Raw genomic sequence first — 15,818 nt, 5'->3', positions numbered from 1 at the left:
CCCTATATAATGTTCCAGATAGTTATAAGTGACGATTCAACGAAACACTTTTTATCTGTGCATACAACCATTGCCCTGCCCGCAAATTAAGCTCTTCCCGCGCCCACGGCGTAATTCTTGCCCACAAGCTATGTTCACTCACTGCTAATTTGACATCAACCTGACCATTATCTTCAAAAAACTCAATGACTTTGACTTGTAAGGTGTTACGGATGCTGCTGGATTTTGGTGGTTCCAGGACTAAAGAAACATCGGATGCATCAATACGGATACGCAGATCCGTTCCTGGAGAAGCATTAACTTGTGGCAACCAAAGAAGTTTGTCAGACACCGCGACGGCAGTCATTTGATAACGTTGATGATGCTCCATAACAGAAACGTTTAGTATACTGCCCAAACTCTCTTTTTGCAGCCATGGACGCAATGCACTGCTCGACCAGACCTCTTCCAAGGTTCCTGTTGCCCTGATTTTTCCGTTGTCCATGACAATAACATTCTCTGCCAAACGTAAAATTTCATCCAAACTGTGACTGACATAAAGGATCGGGATTTTGACGTCTTTGGACAACTTTTCAAGATAAGGTAATAATTCGCGTTTACGCGGTAAATCTAATGATGCCAGTGGCTCATCCATAAGCAGGATTTCAGGGGCAGTCAATAATGCACGGCCAATCGCTACTCTCTGTCTTTCTCCGCCAGATAACGTGATGGGGAAACGTGACAGTAAATGTTCAATTCCCAACAGGCCAATGATGCTGTCAAACTGTGGTTTCATCTCTGGCGCCATGCCGTACTGTAAGTTTCCCTTCACGCGATAATGCGGGAAAAGTCGTGCATCCTGAAAAACATAACCAATTCGGCGCTTCTCCGGTGGCACAAAGATATTTTGTTCTGTATCCACTAAAGTAGTACCGTTTAAAACAATGCGGCCTTTTTGTGGATGGCTCAATCCCGCAATCACATTGATCAGTGAGGTTTTTCCTGCCCCCGAAAGACCAAATACGGCAGTAATGCTTTCTGTTGGCAAAGTGGTATTCACTTGCATGTGAAGCTCACCCAAGCGCTGCTCAAAATCCAACTCTAACATGCTGCCCCCAAACGTTTTCTGCCCCAACGTGTCAGCCACTCAGAGAGCATCAATGAAATCAGAGCCAATACAATGGCGATAACACACAAACGGGCAGCGGCAGTTTCAGCACCTGGCGTTTCTATCAAAGTATACATGGCAAGAGGAATGGTTCGGGTTTCCCCCGGAATATTGGAAACAAAGGTAATGGTGGCACCAAATTCTCCCAACGAGCGGGCGAACGCCAATACCGCACCAACAATGATACCGGGTAATGATAATGGCAAGATAATGGTGAAAAAGACTTTAAACGAACCTGCCCCCAAAGTACGGGCATCCTGTTCCAGGCGCCGATCAATGCTCTCCAATGACAACCGAATGGCCCTGACCATCAGTGGAAAAGCCACCACAGCCGAAGCTAATGCCGCCCCTGTCCAATTAAACGCAAAACTGATACCAAACCAGTCATAAAGGAATTCACCAATGACTCCGCGCCGCCCCATGCTGATAAGCAACAAATATCCGACTACGACTGGCGGTAATACCAGTGGCAGATGAATAATGCCGTCAAGCAGGGATTTACCAACAAACTGGCAACGAGCCAGCATCCATGCCATTAAGATCCCAAATGGCAAACTGAATAGCACAGCAATCGCTGAGATTTTTAAGCTCAGTAAAATTGCCTGCCATTCATATTCACTTAACATCTCCAAAAGATCCGTTCCTACAGTGGACTAAAGCCGTAACGTTTAAAAATAACAGCAGCTTCAGGGGTTTTAAGGTAATCATAAAAATCGCGAACAGCCTGTTTTTCATGACCTTTGACTATTGCTATCGGATATTCCACCGGTTTATGGCTTTCAGGAGGGAAAACCCCCACCACTTTCACCTTCTTGCTGGCAACGGCATCAGAGCCATAAACAATGCCCAGCGGGGCTTCGGCACGTTCTACCAGCGCCATACCACTACGCACATTGTTAGTGCGTGCCATCAATGGATTAACCGTATCCCATACATTCAAATATTGCAGTGATTCTTTAGCATAAATACCAACGGGTACATGATCAGGATCGCCAACCGCTAATCGCCCTCCCGCCAGCAAAGACTGCCATTTGGTTTCTTGGTTAATCTCAACTTGATTCAATTGACTCTCTTTCGGCGCAATCAGGACAAGCTGGTTACCCAACAAGGTATGACGAGTATTTTCGGCAATTAATTGTTTGTCAGTCGCGTAATTCATCCACTGCTGATCGGCAGAAATAAAAATATCTGCCGGAGCTCCCTGAGCTATCTGGCGAGCCAATGTTGATGATGATGCATAAGAGGCAACAATATCGCCCCGTTTCTCTTTTTTATACTGTACCGCAATATCATCCAATGCATTCGTTAATGAAGCCGCTGCAAAAACCGTTACCTTATCTGCTGCCCAAACGTTTCCAGCAAGTGCAAAAGAAACTACAGCTCCTGTCAGCAACTGATAAACTTTATATTTCATTTTATACTCACTTACGCTAATCAATATGGTGCGTTGTGTATAACAAGATACAACGTTAAATGAAAACGCTATTCTGAGATTAATCGGCAAGTTGTGAGTTAGTTTTAGTTTTTAAGTTGATCTCAATGCAAAAATTACATACAAAAAGTTGCATATAAAGAATAAGGCAGGAATTGATGATTACCCGGATAACCGGGTAATAGAAATGACAAAGCTCAAGATTAACGACGGGTATTTTCTGTTTTGGAGATACGATTGAATAATCCTCCAAGCCCGTAAATCAATGCCAAAATAGCCGCCATCACCACGGGGACCATGATCAGCGCAAATCCCATACTTTTAAGCAATTCAAACATGCTAACCTCATATCCTGAGTGACTAACAAATTCACTGTGTCATATCTGAATCTGACATAACACAGACGTTAATTGGGTTATTCTAGACAATAAAACAGTAACAGTAACCGACGAAACGTGCGATTCTTATGGTTATGTTGTAAGAACTCTCAAATAGTTACCCTAAATAAATCACTATGCAAGCCCAAATATTGTTAACACTAAAATTGCAACAACGCCTGTTCGCTGATCCCCGACGAATTGCGTTGCTTAAGCAAATTAAAATCACGGGTTCTATCAGCCAAGGCGCAAAACAGGCTGGGATCAGCTATAAAAGTGCCTGGGATGCCATCAATGAAATGAATCAGCTCGCCGATGGGATCCTGGTGGAACGTGCCACAGGCGGAAAAGGTGGCGGCGGTGCCCAACTGACCCATTATGGCGAACGTCTGTTGCAGCTTTATGATTTGCTGGAGAAAATCCAACAAAAAGCGTTTGATGTCTTGAAAGAGGATTCCCTGCCTCTGGACAGTTTGCTTGCGGCTATATCTCGTTTTTCGTTACAAACCAGCGCGCGAAATCAATTTTTTGGTACGATCATTGAGCGTAGCCAGACAAATATTCAACAACATGTTCGTATTTTGCTGGCAGAAGGTAACACATCAGTCTATGCGGTTGTAACGGAACAAAGTGCCAATCGACTGAATTTAGTCACTGGAAAAGAAGTGCTGGTATTAATTAAAGCGCCGTGGATAACCTTAACTAAAGATCATGCTCCTTCTGTTTCATTCGATAATGTCCTATCCGGCCAGGTTAGCCATATTGAAACAGGAACAGAATACAGTGAAATTATTCTGACACTTGATGGCGGTGAATCCCTTTGCGTTACATTATCTAATCAGGAAATAACGCGTTTACAGCTCCAGCCCCGCGATTCTGCCACCGCACTTTTCAATGCCGACAAAGTGATTATTGCTACCCTATGTTAACCGATGACAAAAATAACTCCCCCTCAATGAATAACAAACAGCGACACATTGACATTGAACTTTATTCCGCTTATTTCTGATGATCCTTTAATTGATGTTGCTTAAAAAGGAAGAAGAATGTCTGAATTGCAAATAACGCAAGGTAGTTTCCGTTTAAGTGACACCCGTACCCTACGGTTACCGTCACTGAAAATGATTTCTGGAGAAAGTTGGGCTTTTGTTGGCGCAAATGGCAGTGGAAAATCTTCATTGGCGCGTGCACTGTCGGATGAATTAATTCAATTGACAGGTGACCGTCATTGTTCGTTTCGCACACCAATACGTCTATCTTTCGAACAATTACAAAAACTGATTGATGAAGAGTGGCAACGCAACAATACAGATTTGCTCAGTGAAGGCGAAGAGGATACTGGACGCACTGCCGCAGACATCATCCAACTTCACCATAAAGACAATGAATTATGTCTCGAATTAAGCGAATATTTTGGTATTAAGGATCTGCTCTCACGGCGATTCAAATACCTTTCAACAGGGGAGGTTCGTAAGGTTTTGCTATGTCAAGCATTAATGGTAAACCCGGACCTGCTTATCCTTGATGAACCTTTTGATGGACTAGACAGTTATGCCCGCAATCAACTTACCCAATTATTAAGTTCTCTGGCGGCAAAAGGCATTACCTTAGTTTTAATCTTAACCCGATTCCATGAAATTCCTGATTTTGTCGAACAAATCGGTGTACTGGCGGATTGCCACCTGACGCTGGCCGGAATGAAAGAACACATTTTGGCAGAATCTCTCGTGGCACAGTTAGCACACAGTGAAGGGCTGAAAAATATTCGTCTTCCCGAAGCAGATGAATACCGAATTGATGGGCAACTTCCCGCTGATCAACCGTTGGTGTCAATGCGTGATGTTATTGTTCAATACAATGATAAACCCATTTTGCACGGCTTAAGCTGGCAAGTGAACTCTGGTGAACACTGGCAAATCATCGGTGAAAATGGCGCGGGTAAATCGACACTTCTTAGCCTGATTACGGGCGATCACCCGCAAGGTTACAGCAATGAGTTAATATTATTTGGCCGCCAACGGGGAAGTGGTGAAACGATTTGGGACATCAAACATCATATTGGTTATGTCAGTAACAGTATTCATCTGGAGTATCGTGTCAGTACCAAAGTTCGAAATGTTATCCTGTCAGGTTTCTTCGATTCAATAGGACTCTATCAGGCCGTTTCAGATCGACAGCAACAGTTAGCCGATGAATGGCTGAGTTTATTGGGATTATCGGGAACAATAGCAATGAGTCCCTTTCATAGTCTGTCATGGGGGCAACAGAGACTGGTTTTGATTGCCCGCGCTCTGGTGAAGCATCCCGCTTTATTGATCTTAGATGAACCGTTGCAAGGGCTTGATCCTCTAAACCGCCAGTTAGTCCTGAGCTTCATTGATATCATGATTGCTCATGGTGATACGCAGCTTCTGTTTGTTTCTCATCATCAGGAAGATGCGCCACAGTGCATTACCCATCGCCTGCGATTTATTCCTGACAGTGATATCTATCGATATGAAACTGAAAGTATTTCCTTAGAATCGCTGTAATCTTCTTTTTTCGCTCGGTGCATGACTATGATCCCTCTCTTGATGGAGAGGGGTTGCTGTTATCGTTCTGTTTAATCACTCTTTATTGACATCCTTCCCACCTTGAAGGACGGAGTTTTACGGCGCATCGGATAAAATCAAGTCATATTTTTCTGATATTTTTTATTATTATTTTTGAATTTTTTAACCATTACTATAAAATCACCGTCCATTTTTAGACTATTTTATTGGTTTTTTTAAAGATAATAGGGAATTATATGGCTTGGGCATTACTTGCCATTGCACTGGCTCTTTTAGAGAGTCGTCAGAAAATTGCTTTTTTCGTCGCGCTCTTCGCTATCATTGCTGGGATCAGCACTAACGTACTTACCTATCCTGCTATAATCACGCTGACAGTGATAACTCTTTTAGGCATGGCATATATTTATTGCCAAAAAAACAGCAAAAAACTTTTTGTCCCCAAAATCGTTACAGAACTGTTATTGCTCATTGGTGGTATTTTACTGTTTGTGCATTACATTCCAGGATTCCATAATCTCAAGTATCTGGATAAAGTGCAGGCAGGCCCGCTCAGCACACCTTTTTCAATGTATTTCAACTTTGACAAGGCGCTACTGCCATTTATCCTGATATTCTGTATGCCTACTCTGTTCACCAGAAAACCTTTGGCTAATGCGCCTGCTCATGGATGGGCATTATTGATCGCAGCTATTCCAGCATTATTATGGCTTGCAACCGTATTAGGTGGATTGTCCGTTGAACTCCATCTACCTAATTGGTTCCCTGCCTTTGTTATTGCTAATCTTTTCTTTGTCTCATTGGCTGAAGAAGCCCTGTTTCGTGGCTATATTCAGCAGAAGCTCAGTCAATGGATGAATCCTTACTTAGCCCTTGTCATTACCTCCCTGCTGTTTGGCGCTGCCCATTTTGCTGGCGGTGGTTTGCTGGTGATTTTTGCTACGCTGGCTGGGTTAATTTATGGCCTGACCTGGTTGTGGAGTGGGCGTTTATGGGTGGCTGTTGCTTTCCATTTTTCACTCAATTTGATGCACCTGCTATTTTTCACCTACCCAATAAAATCAGTAGTCATGCACTAAACTGAATTCCATTTCATCTGAATTGTCTTCCTCTATTCGGGGACAGTTCAGATCATAAACTCCCCGCTATCCCCTTCCTTCAAGATATATAATCGCCGTAATTATCACCAAATATGATTTAAAACAGGAGATACGAGACTATTGTTTGCCGTTTTAGCCTGTCGCGCCATATAATGCCCTCAGCGATCTTTTCATTTTGTATTAAAAAGTACTGATAGGAGTTTAAGCTATGGCTGTAACTAAACTGGTTCTTGTAAGGCACGGAGAAAGCGAGTGGAACAAAGAGAACCGTTTTACTGGCTGGACTGACGTTGAATTGTCCGACAAAGGCCGCTCTGAAGCACAACAAGCGGGTCAACTACTGAAAGAAGAAGGTTTTACTTTTGATTTCGCCTACACTTCCGTCCTAAAACGTGCTATTCACACTTTGTGGAACATTCTGGATCAGGTTGATCAGCAATGGCTGCCAGTTGAGAAAAGCTGGAAACTGAATGAACGTCACTACGGCGCATTGCAAGGTCTGGATAAAGCAGAAACCGCAGCCAAATACGGCGATGATCAAGTTAAATTATGGCGTCGGGGCTTCGCTATTACCCCTCCTGATTTGACCAAAGATGATGAACGTTACCCAGGCCATGATCCTCGTTACGCCAGCCTGAAACCAGAAGAACTCCCCGTCACTGAAAGCCTTGCTACGACTATTGAACGTGTTATTCCTTATTGGGAAGAAGTTATCAAGCCACGCGTAGAAAAAGGTGAAAAAGTCATTATCGCCGCTCACGGTAACTCCCTACGTGCATTGGTGAAGTATCTGGATAATATGAGTGAAGAAGAAATTCTTGAGCTGAATATCCCAACCGCTGTACCACTGGTTTATGAGTTTGATGAGAACATGAAGCCTATCAAACACTACTATCTGGGCAACGCTGATGAAATTGCGGCAAAAGCGGCGGCAGTTGCAAATCAGGGTAAGGCGAAGTAACCCTCAAATCGCATAAAAAGAATGTTAAAAGCCGGATTGATTTCCGGCTTTTTATGGCATTTTTGCGATAAATTAGCTTCTGCGTCTGCGGCTCTGAACGGCCTGAGACAACTGACACAGTAACGTTTCTGTATCTTCCCAACCAATACAACCGTCGGTCACACTTTGACCATAAACCAAAGGCTTATCACTCTCCAGGCTTTGGTTTCCTTCAACCAGATGACTTTCAACCATAACACCCATGATCGCATTTTCACCACCCGCAATCTGACCGCAGACATCAACACCGACATCCATTTGTCTTTTGAACTGCTTAGCGCTATTTGCATGGCTGAAATCAATCATCACGCTGGGAGCTAATCCCGCTTTTTTTAACCCTTCTTTAACGGCACTGACATGTTCAGCACTGTAATTAGGCTCTTTGCCACCACGCAGAATAATATGGCAATCCTGGTTGCCTATTGTACTAACAATCGCGGAGTGACCCCATTTCGTGACAGACAAAAAACAGTGCGATGAACTCGCTGAATTAATCGCATCAATAGCGACTTTGATCGTTCCATCTGTGCCATTTTTGAAACCAACCGGACAGGACAACCCCGATGCCAACTCGCGATGAATTTGAGATTCCGTTGTACGTGCCCCTATTGCCCCCCAGCTCATAAGATCTGCTAAATACTGGGGAGTAATCATATCCAGGAATTCACCTGCCGCAGGTAACCCCATATTATTAATATCGAGCAACAACTTACGGGCAGTACGTAATCCGCCATTGATATTAAAACTGCAATCCATGCTTGGATCGTTAATCAACCCTTTCCAGCCGATAGTCGTGCGGGGCTTTTCAAAGTAAACCCGCATGATAATTTCCAAATCGGCTTTCAATTCTTCACGTAATTTATTCAAGCGCTCTGCATATTCTAACGCCGCTTGTGGATCATGAATTGAACATGGACCAATCACTACCAATAGACGATCATCTTCACCAATTAAAATATTATGAATAGATTCACGTGCCTTACGAACAGTAATAGCACTATCTTCTGTGGCCGGAAATTTTTCGAGTAATGCAACTGGTGGTAATAATTCTGTTATTTTTCTTATTCTTATATCGTCATTCTGGTAATTCATTATCCTTTCACCTAATACGTTTACAGTTATTTAAAATAATTTTGTGATCTCAATCTAACTGTTAGGCGTTGTTCTGTAAATAATCTTTGTGAGTAAAAATAGAATACTTTTTTATGAAAAATGCTATTGAGAGTAAAAATGATGTTAATTCAAATAAATAGACAAATAAGAAAAGAATGTTTTGTAGGAAAATATCAAATAACGGGCCATAGAACGTTAATTATCTATGGCCGATGATCACGTTTAATTTACATTTTCTGTTTGGTTGTTATCCGCTGGTTTCGCTGCCTTGATCCACAGGCGAGCACCATTCAATGCAATACCCGTCAAAATAATATATTGCAGCGACATCGCCAAAACGCCTTGATAGTAATAAATCACGACACTGATAACATCGATGATGACCCAAATCAGCCAATTCTCTATATGCTTACGCGTCATCAGTATCATTGCCACGATGGATAATACTGTCATCACTGAATCCCAGAATGGGAAAGCATCAGGCTGTAAATCAGGTATGATGATATTAAAGCCAATTCCCTGTAGGGCGAGCACCACCACTTTTGCCATATAACCAAATATTTGATCGATATTAAATGTCATAATCAATATGGCAAAAATGGAAACCGCGGCAACAATAGCCATCTGTTTAGGATTGAGCCACCGAATTTTGAGTTCTATTTGTTTTTGCTCATTTACCCGGCTCCATGCATACCAACCATAGATATTGGCCGCGAAGAAAAAGATTTGCAAAATGAGGCTAGCGTAGAGTTGAATTTGAAAGAAGATGACAGCGAATAGTGAGACATTAATTAATCCAAACAGGTAATTAATGATTTTCTCCTGGCTAGCGAGCCAAATACATAACAGCCCTGCTATCGTACCAATTGCTTCAATATATGAAAGGTTATAGCCGCCCGTTCCTAGTGGAATATGCACTAATATGTTATCAATGTTGAAAAAATCCATACTTTCTTATCCTTACCATAAATAATGTTTAGTATATCAATACAAAAAACATGAAATTACGAGATAACTAGGCTATTTTACTCTTTGTTGTTTTACATACTAAACAAGATAGCGAATTTAAGAAAAAAAGTCTTTAATTATTTTAAAGAGTTAAAAACGATAAGGAAAAAATGTGAAGCCAGTAATCAACTTATTAAGTTATCTGCTGCGATCAATTGATTAAAATTCAGCTGTTCTACTGACTGAGTTAACGACTTATCTAAAGGGTGTTTGAGTTAAGAATCTAGATGGTGGGTCGTGCAGGATTCGAACCTGCGACCAATTGATTAAAAGTCAACTGCTCTACCGACTGAGCTAACGACCCATCTAAGGAGTACTTGAGGTGAGAGTTTAGATGGTGGGTCGTGCAGGATTCGAACCTGCGACCAATTGATTAAAAGTCAACTGCTCTACCGACTGAGCTAACGACCCATCTAAATCTGTTTGGCAGTTATCCTTGCCAACGGCGGCATATATTACTGATTTCTCAGCATGACGCAACGTTTATTTTAGAAAACTTGTTTAAATGCTTATTAAGCAGTCAGTTATTCCCCAAAAGACCGATATCTGACCTTTCGGGGATAATTATTATATCCCGGAAAGCTTTTTCCCGGCCATTTTGGCTGCATTAGTACCAGGATATTGCTTAACCACCTGCTGATAAACCGCTTTCGCTTTATCCTTTTGCCCCTTTTCCTGCATGATTAAACCAACTTTATACAGGGAATCACTGCTTTTTTGTGCCTTGGGATAGTCTTTTACGACAGTGGCAAAATAATAAGCCGCATCGTCTTTCTTGCCTTTGTTGTAATTCAACTGCCCTAACCAATAATTGGCATTCGACAAATACTTAGACTTGGGATAGGTTTTGACAAAATTTTGAAATGCTGCAATCGCTTTATCATATTCTTTGGTATTGATAGCCAAAGAAACAGCGGCATCGTAATCACCTTTTTCACTTCCTGTACTTGCCGACACAGCAGATTTGTTATTTTCAGCTTGTGCCGAAGGTGCCGCATTACGATTTTCTGGCTCTGAACTCTCTGCACTGGATGGATTGGTGATTTTATCCAATTGCAGATAAAGATCTTTTTGACGTTCAATGATCTGATTTAATTGATACTGGTTTTCCTGAATTTGACCACGGAGTGTATCGATATCACGTTGAGAATCAGAAAGCTGTTGCTGAAGCTGGGTCAATAATTGACTGTGAGCGTCAGAAATACGCTCTAATTGGGAGAGGCGCTCATCGGTGGAGCCTGAGCCGACATTACTGATTGGCGCTCGGGCGGTAGCGGCCCAAGGAGCCGCTACGCCAACCAATAACGACAGACCCAACATATAACGTCTGAAGTTACTGTTCATGCATTACTCTTAGTATACGATCACAGCGCGACGGTTTTTCGCATAGGCTGCTTCGTCATGGCCAAGTACAGCTGGTTTTTCTTTACCGTAAGAAACGATAGCAAGCTGATCAGCGGAAACGCCTTTGCCTTGCAGATACATTTTCACTGCGTTCGCACGGCGCTCACCCAGAGCAATGTTGTACTCTGGAGTACCACGCTCGTCTGCGTGACCTTCGATAGTCACTTTAACAGATGGGTTAGTGCGCAGGAAGGCAGCGTGTGCATCCAACATCTGAGCAAATTCACTGTTGATATCGTACTTATCGAAACCAAAGTATACGATGTTGTTGTTTTGCAGCTCTTGCATCTGCTGACGTGCTAATTCTTCAGCAGACAGAGTCTTAGAAGAATTATCAACAGTGCTTACACCAGACTGATCATTATTGCCAGTTTTGTTAGAACTACACGCTGCTACGGCCATGATTGGTAAAGCTAACATCAGCCCTTTTAGCACTTTGTTCAGTTGCATCTCTTTGATCCTTTTATAGTTTGCCATACATATTATTATGCATCACAGATACGGCGACCAGGCAGGGAATTTTACCTGTCCATCGGTAGCCGGAAGACGCGCTTTGAAACGCCCATCAGTCGAAACTAGCTGCAATACAGTTCCCCACCCTTGAGTGGAGCTATAAATCACCATAGTGCCATTAGGTGCGATGCTCGGCGTTTCATCCAGAAACGTATCTGTCAAGACTTGGACAGATCCCGTTGCCAGATCCTGTTTGGCGATATGCTGACTGCCACTCGCTGAGCTAACCATCACAATAAAACTACCGTCAGGGCTAACATCTGCATCTTGGTTTTGTGGTCCTTCCCAAGTTAGGCGTTGTGGAGCACCGCCATTAATATCGATTTTATATAATTGTGGACGCCCACCCTGATCTGAGGTATAGACCAGTGTCTGGTTATCCGGCATCCAGCTTGGCTCAGTATTATTACTGCGGCCATCGGTAATCTGACGGATTTGGCCAGACGCTAAATCCATCACATAAAGATTCAAACTACCGGTTTTAGATAATGCAAAAGCAAGTTTAGTTCCATCTGGAGAAAATGCGGGGGCTCCGTTATGGCGAGGGAACGAAGCTACCTGACGGACAGCACCTGTTGCCAGTGTTTGAATAATCAGCGTAGAGCGACCACCTTCAAATGTAACATAGGCAAGTTTGGAAGCATCTGGCGACCAGGCTGGTGACATCAATGGCTCCGGTGAGCTATGTACGGTAAATTGATTATACCCATCATAATCAGAAACACGCAGCTCATCTCGATTCTTACCCGCACTGTTATTTTTAACGACATAAGCTATACGGGTAGTAAATGCACCTCTAATACCTGTCAGTTTTTCAAATACCTGATTACTGGCTGTGTGTGCAGCGAAACGTAACCATTTCTTTTCAACTGTGAATTGTTCTTGTGCCAAGACCGTTCCTGGCGCACCAGCAACGTCAACAAGCTGATAAGAAACCAGGAATTTACCATCTGCACTGGGTTGAATATGTCCAACAACGACTGAATCGATCCCTAACGCAGTCCATGCCGCAGGCGTTACCTCTGATGCAGTAGTCGGTTGTTGCGGCATACGAGCAGAATCAATCGGATTAAATTTCCCACTATTTCTCAAATCCGCAGCAATAATTGAACCAATATTTTCAGGTGATTCGCCTGCCCCAGTCCATTTAAATGGGACAACCCCAATAGGACGGGCAGAATCAACACCCTGTGTAATCTCAATGCGAACCTCTGCATGAGCAAGTGCTGCCCACATCATCAGAAAGCCCAACATGACTTTAAACATCTGTTTAAAAGTTTGCTTCATCATCTCTCCCTTATCGCGATCTTTTATCTGCCGCAATAATCCGCCGGATTCTAACAAACGCCAACAAACAAAACTAGATACCTAAATAAAATCTAATAATTTTGTTTGTACATATAAATTATTCGAAAGTTCGCTTAGAGCATAACGATTATCTACCAAACATTTAACTTACTGCGGTTTAAATTCTAGCGTGAAATTCTTAAAATATTCATAAACCTCTTTGCTTGGTGGAGGCGGCATTTTTTTTGCCAAATTAGCGGCGGTAATTGCAGCTCGACATAACGCCGGATCACCCGCTCCTGCCTTGATATCAATCAGTAATCCATCTGGTGCCAGCTTAATATTTAAATCACAAGTACGACCAATATACAGGTTCGAATCGTAAAATTTACTCTCTATTGCAGCCTGAACTTTCCCCAGATAACTATTAATATCTTGTTGAGAAAGACCGCTTTTCTTACCGCCACCTTTTCCTGCCGCAGCCGCTCCCCCTTGTTTAGGTGTATTAGACGTTAATCCACCTAACAGATCATTAACCGTTTGAGCTTGCTTTGCTGCTTCTGTCTTGGCTTTTGCTTTAGCCTCTGCTTCTGCCTTAGCCTTAGCTTTTTCTTCTGCCTCTGCCTTGGCCTTAGCTTCGGCTTCCGCTTTAGCTTTTGCCTCAGCCGCCGCTTTACGTTTTGCCGCCTCTTCCGCTTCTTTCTTCGCCTGGGCTTCCGCTTTCTGTCGGGCTTCAGCTTGCTCTTTTAGAATTCGTTCTTTTTCTGCCAGTGCTTTTGCCGCCGCTTCTTCTGCCTGCTCCTGCTCTTCTCGTGCTTTAGCGGCAGCAGCCTCAGACTGTTTTTTCTGTGTTTCAGCTTCCTGCAATGCTTTAATTCGCTCTTCTTCAGCCGCTTTCAAGCGTTCCTGTTCTTCTGCCTGCTTTGCACGCAGTTCAGCTGCCTGTTGCTCAGCTTTTTTCTTCCGCTGTTGTTCAGCTAACTTTGCATTGGCCTGTTGCTGTTGCTGCTGGTTATATTGCTGAACGACCGCATTCGGATCAACCATAACAGCATCAATGACAGTACCACTTTGTCCACCGCCCCCCATTTCTGTTTTTTGCACCCAAGAACCCCAAATCAGAAATCCGATCAGGATAATGTGCAATATTACCGAAATGATAATAGCGCGATTCAGCCTATTATTTTGCTCGCTTGTCTTTCCCACGCTCGACATCCAGAAACTTTAAGTGACAGCCACGGTCAGGCGCCGATAGGCTGAGTCATTAAACCCACCGATTTAACACCTGCCTGACGAAGCATATTCAACGCTTTGATAATTTCATCATAAGGAACTTCCTTAGAGCCACCAATCAAGAAAATCGTTTTCGGATTGGCTTTCATCACGGTTTGAGCTTCTGCAACGATTTGCTGTTCAGGTAACAATTCCAAGCGCTCCTGATTAACAATCATGCTGTACTGCCCTACCCCAGAAACTTCCACAATGACCGGCGGATTATCAGTGCTGGAAACTGTCTTTGAATCCACCGAATCAGGTAAATCAACTTCCACACTTTGCGTGATAATCGGTGCTGTTGCCATGAAAATAAGCAGTAATACCAGCAACACGTCCAGCAAGGGGACGATATTGATCTCGGATTTTAGCTCACGTCTGCGACTACGAGTGCGCGCCATTCGCTGATTTCCCCTTACGATTTATTACGACTTATTAGTATTGGAAGCAAAAGCCTGACGATGCAGGATAGCCAGGAATTCTTCCATAAAATTATCGTAAACTTGTTCTAGTTTGTTAACCCGCTGGTTCAGGCGGTTATAGGCCATCACCGCAGGAATTGCCGCAAACAAGCCGATAGCTGTTGCAATCAAAGCTTCAGCAATACCAGGCGCAACCATTTGCAGGGTTGCTTGTTTGACCGCTCCCAATGCAATAAAGGCATGCATGATCCCCCAAACCGTACCAAACAAACCAATATAAGGGCTGATAGAACCTACCGTACCCAGAAATGGAATATGATTTTCCAATACTTCCAATTCACGATTTAGTGAAATACGCATGGCACGGGAAGCCCCTGTGATAACAGCTTCTGGAACGTGGTTATTTGCCTGGTGTAAACGAGCAAATTCTTTAAACCCGGAATGGAATATCTGCTCAGTACCACTTAACGAATCACGGCGTGACTGACTTTCTTTATAAAGGCGAGATAATTCAATACCAGACCAAAATTTATCTTCAAATGCTTCTGCCTCACGGCTGGCGGCATTCAGGATTTTTGTTCGTTGAATAATGATTGCCCAAGAGACGATAGAGAAGCCAATCAAAATCAGCATGATCAGCTGCACTAAGAAACCTGCCTTAAGAAATAAATCAAGGATGTTCATGTCAGTCACTGCTTAAACTCCGCGACAATAGACTTTGGAAGCGCAATCGGCTTCATTTGAGATGAATTCACGTAGACAACCAGGCATTCTGCGCTGCTGACAACGACGCCATTACAATCAACAATTCGTTGAATAAATGTCAAAGAAGCACCACGGATATTCGTAACTTCGCTTTCAACAACCAGTTGGTCATCCAGTTTTGCTGGTTTCCGGTAGTCAATCGTCATGCGACTAACAACAAAGCCAACTTGTTCATCTAGCATAGACTGTTGGTGGAAACCTCTTTCCCGCAACATCTCTGTACGAGCTCTTTCGTAAAAACCCAAATACCGAGCGTGATAAACCACACCACTAGCATCTGTGTCTTCGTAGTAAACACGGATAGGCCAACGGAATAACATATTACTCATATAATCCTAATTAGGCGAATTGACGCTGTCACTATACTTAAGACAATAGCGCTTTGGAATGACCTGTCAGTAAAAAAAATTTATAGGCCGTAGGCCTATA

Annotated in this window: 17 protein-coding genes and 2 tRNA genes; 4 read left to right on the top strand and 15 right to left on the bottom strand. The window is 43.0% G+C overall.

All coding sequences use genetic code 11. The features are described 5' to 3' along the window. Positions 1-22: 22 nt before the first annotated feature. From modC to IQ209_RS03465, 4 genes are all read right to left on the bottom strand, one after another. Complete coding sequence (gene modC / locus IQ209_RS03480) at positions 23-1,087, bottom strand: molybdenum ABC transporter ATP-binding protein ModC (protein ID WP_193849017.1); 1,065 nt, start codon at positions 1,085-1,087, stop codon at positions 23-25. Then, positions 1,081-1,773, bottom strand: coding sequence for a molybdate ABC transporter permease subunit (gene modB / locus IQ209_RS03475; protein ID WP_193849015.1), 693 nt, complete (start codon positions 1,771-1,773; stop codon positions 1,081-1,083). Before modB ends, modC begins: the two co-directional genes overlap by 7 nt. A 17-nt stretch (positions 1,774-1,790) precedes the next feature. Beyond that, positions 1,791-2,561 (bottom strand): molybdate ABC transporter substrate-binding protein, encoded by a 771-nt coding sequence (gene modA / locus IQ209_RS03470; protein ID WP_193849014.1) that lies wholly within the window; start codon positions 2,559-2,561, stop codon positions 1,791-1,793. A 221-nt stretch (positions 2,562-2,782) separates the two neighbouring features. Then, the gene (locus tag IQ209_RS03465; protein WP_193849013.1) at positions 2,783-2,917 is read right to left on the bottom strand and encodes an AcrZ family multidrug efflux pump-associated protein; all 135 of its coding nucleotides are present in this window, start codon (positions 2,915-2,917) and stop codon (positions 2,783-2,785) included. 176 nt (positions 2,918-3,093) lie between these two features. Between IQ209_RS03465 and modE the strand changes: the two genes are divergently transcribed. The 4 genes from modE to gpmA all read left to right on the top strand — a co-directional run bounded on the left by modE (position 3,094) and on the right by gpmA (position 7,566). Continuing rightward, positions 3,094-3,885 (top strand): molybdenum-dependent transcriptional regulator, encoded by a 792-nt coding sequence (modE, locus tag IQ209_RS03460; protein ID WP_193849012.1) that lies wholly within the window; start codon positions 3,094-3,096, stop codon positions 3,883-3,885. 117 nt (positions 3,886-4,002) lie between these two features. After that, the gene (gene modF, locus IQ209_RS03455) at positions 4,003-5,487 is read left to right on the top strand and encodes a molybdate ABC transporter ATP-binding protein ModF (RefSeq protein ID WP_193849011.1); all 1,485 of its coding nucleotides are present in this window, start codon (positions 4,003-4,005) and stop codon (positions 5,485-5,487) included. 257 nt (positions 5,488-5,744) lie between these two features. Next, on the top strand, positions 5,745-6,584 hold the full coding sequence (locus tag IQ209_RS03450) for a CPBP family intramembrane glutamic endopeptidase (protein ID WP_193849010.1): 840 nt from the start codon (positions 5,745-5,747) through the stop codon (positions 6,582-6,584). Positions 6,585-6,813: 229 nt separating this feature from the next. Further along, complete coding sequence (gpmA, locus tag IQ209_RS03445; protein ID WP_074018398.1) at positions 6,814-7,566, top strand: 2,3-diphosphoglycerate-dependent phosphoglycerate mutase; 753 nt, start codon at positions 6,814-6,816, stop codon at positions 7,564-7,566. 72 nt (positions 7,567-7,638) lie between these two features. Here the strand turns inward: gpmA and aroG are convergent, their stop codons facing one another. The 11 genes from aroG to ybgC all read right to left on the bottom strand — a co-directional run bounded on the left by aroG (position 7,639) and on the right by ybgC (position 15,718). Next, the gene (gene aroG / locus IQ209_RS03440; protein ID WP_193849009.1) at positions 7,639-8,697 is read right to left on the bottom strand and encodes a 3-deoxy-7-phosphoheptulonate synthase AroG; all 1,059 of its coding nucleotides are present in this window, start codon (positions 8,695-8,697) and stop codon (positions 7,639-7,641) included. 243 nt (positions 8,698-8,940) lie between these two features. After that, the gene (pnuC, locus tag IQ209_RS03435) at positions 8,941-9,666 is read right to left on the bottom strand and encodes a nicotinamide riboside transporter PnuC (protein ID WP_193849008.1); all 726 of its coding nucleotides are present in this window, start codon (positions 9,664-9,666) and stop codon (positions 8,941-8,943) included. Between the two features lie 288 nt (positions 9,667-9,954). After that, positions 9,955-10,030: transfer RNA gene (locus IQ209_RS03430), tRNA-Lys, on the bottom strand. Between the two features lie 31 nt (positions 10,031-10,061). Further along, positions 10,062-10,137: transfer RNA gene (locus IQ209_RS03425), tRNA-Lys, on the bottom strand. A 156-nt stretch (positions 10,138-10,293) separates the two neighbouring features. Further along, the gene (gene cpoB / locus IQ209_RS03420) at positions 10,294-11,070 is read right to left on the bottom strand and encodes a cell division protein CpoB (RefSeq protein WP_193849006.1); all 777 of its coding nucleotides are present in this window, start codon (positions 11,068-11,070) and stop codon (positions 10,294-10,296) included. 9 nt (positions 11,071-11,079) lie between these two features. Then, positions 11,080-11,580: a peptidoglycan-associated lipoprotein Pal gene (pal, locus tag IQ209_RS03415; protein ID WP_047770281.1), complete on the bottom strand. Its 501-nt coding sequence runs from the start codon at positions 11,578-11,580 to the stop codon at positions 11,080-11,082. Positions 11,581-11,622: 42 nt separating this feature from the next. Then, positions 11,623-12,930, bottom strand: a complete 1,308-nt coding sequence (gene tolB / locus IQ209_RS03410) for a Tol-Pal system beta propeller repeat protein TolB (RefSeq protein WP_193849004.1) — start codon at positions 12,928-12,930, stop codon at positions 11,623-11,625. A 168-nt stretch (positions 12,931-13,098) separates the two neighbouring features. After that, on the bottom strand, positions 13,099-14,136 hold the full coding sequence (gene tolA, locus IQ209_RS03405; RefSeq protein ID WP_193849002.1) for a cell envelope integrity protein TolA: 1,038 nt from the start codon (positions 14,134-14,136) through the stop codon (positions 13,099-13,101). A gap of 35 nt (positions 14,137-14,171) precedes the next feature. Further along, positions 14,172-14,603, bottom strand: coding sequence for a colicin uptake protein TolR (tolR, locus tag IQ209_RS03400; protein WP_099131153.1), 432 nt, complete (start codon positions 14,601-14,603; stop codon positions 14,172-14,174). A 24-nt stretch (positions 14,604-14,627) separates the two neighbouring features. Further along, complete coding sequence (gene tolQ / locus IQ209_RS03395; protein ID WP_193849000.1) at positions 14,628-15,317, bottom strand: Tol-Pal system protein TolQ; 690 nt, start codon at positions 15,315-15,317, stop codon at positions 14,628-14,630. Then, complete coding sequence (gene ybgC / locus IQ209_RS03390) at positions 15,314-15,718, bottom strand: tol-pal system-associated acyl-CoA thioesterase (protein ID WP_099131151.1); 405 nt, start codon at positions 15,716-15,718, stop codon at positions 15,314-15,316. The genes tolQ and ybgC overlap by 4 nt, the downstream gene beginning before the upstream one ends. Positions 15,719-15,818 lie beyond the last annotated feature (100 nt).

This window comes from Xenorhabdus sp. BG5 (assembly GCF_015163665.1).
In the GTDB taxonomy this organism is placed as follows: Bacteria; Pseudomonadota; Gammaproteobacteria; order Enterobacterales; family Enterobacteriaceae; genus Xenorhabdus.
Note: the sequence above shows the minus strand (reverse complement) of the source record. Positions and strands in the feature narration are given on the sequence as shown.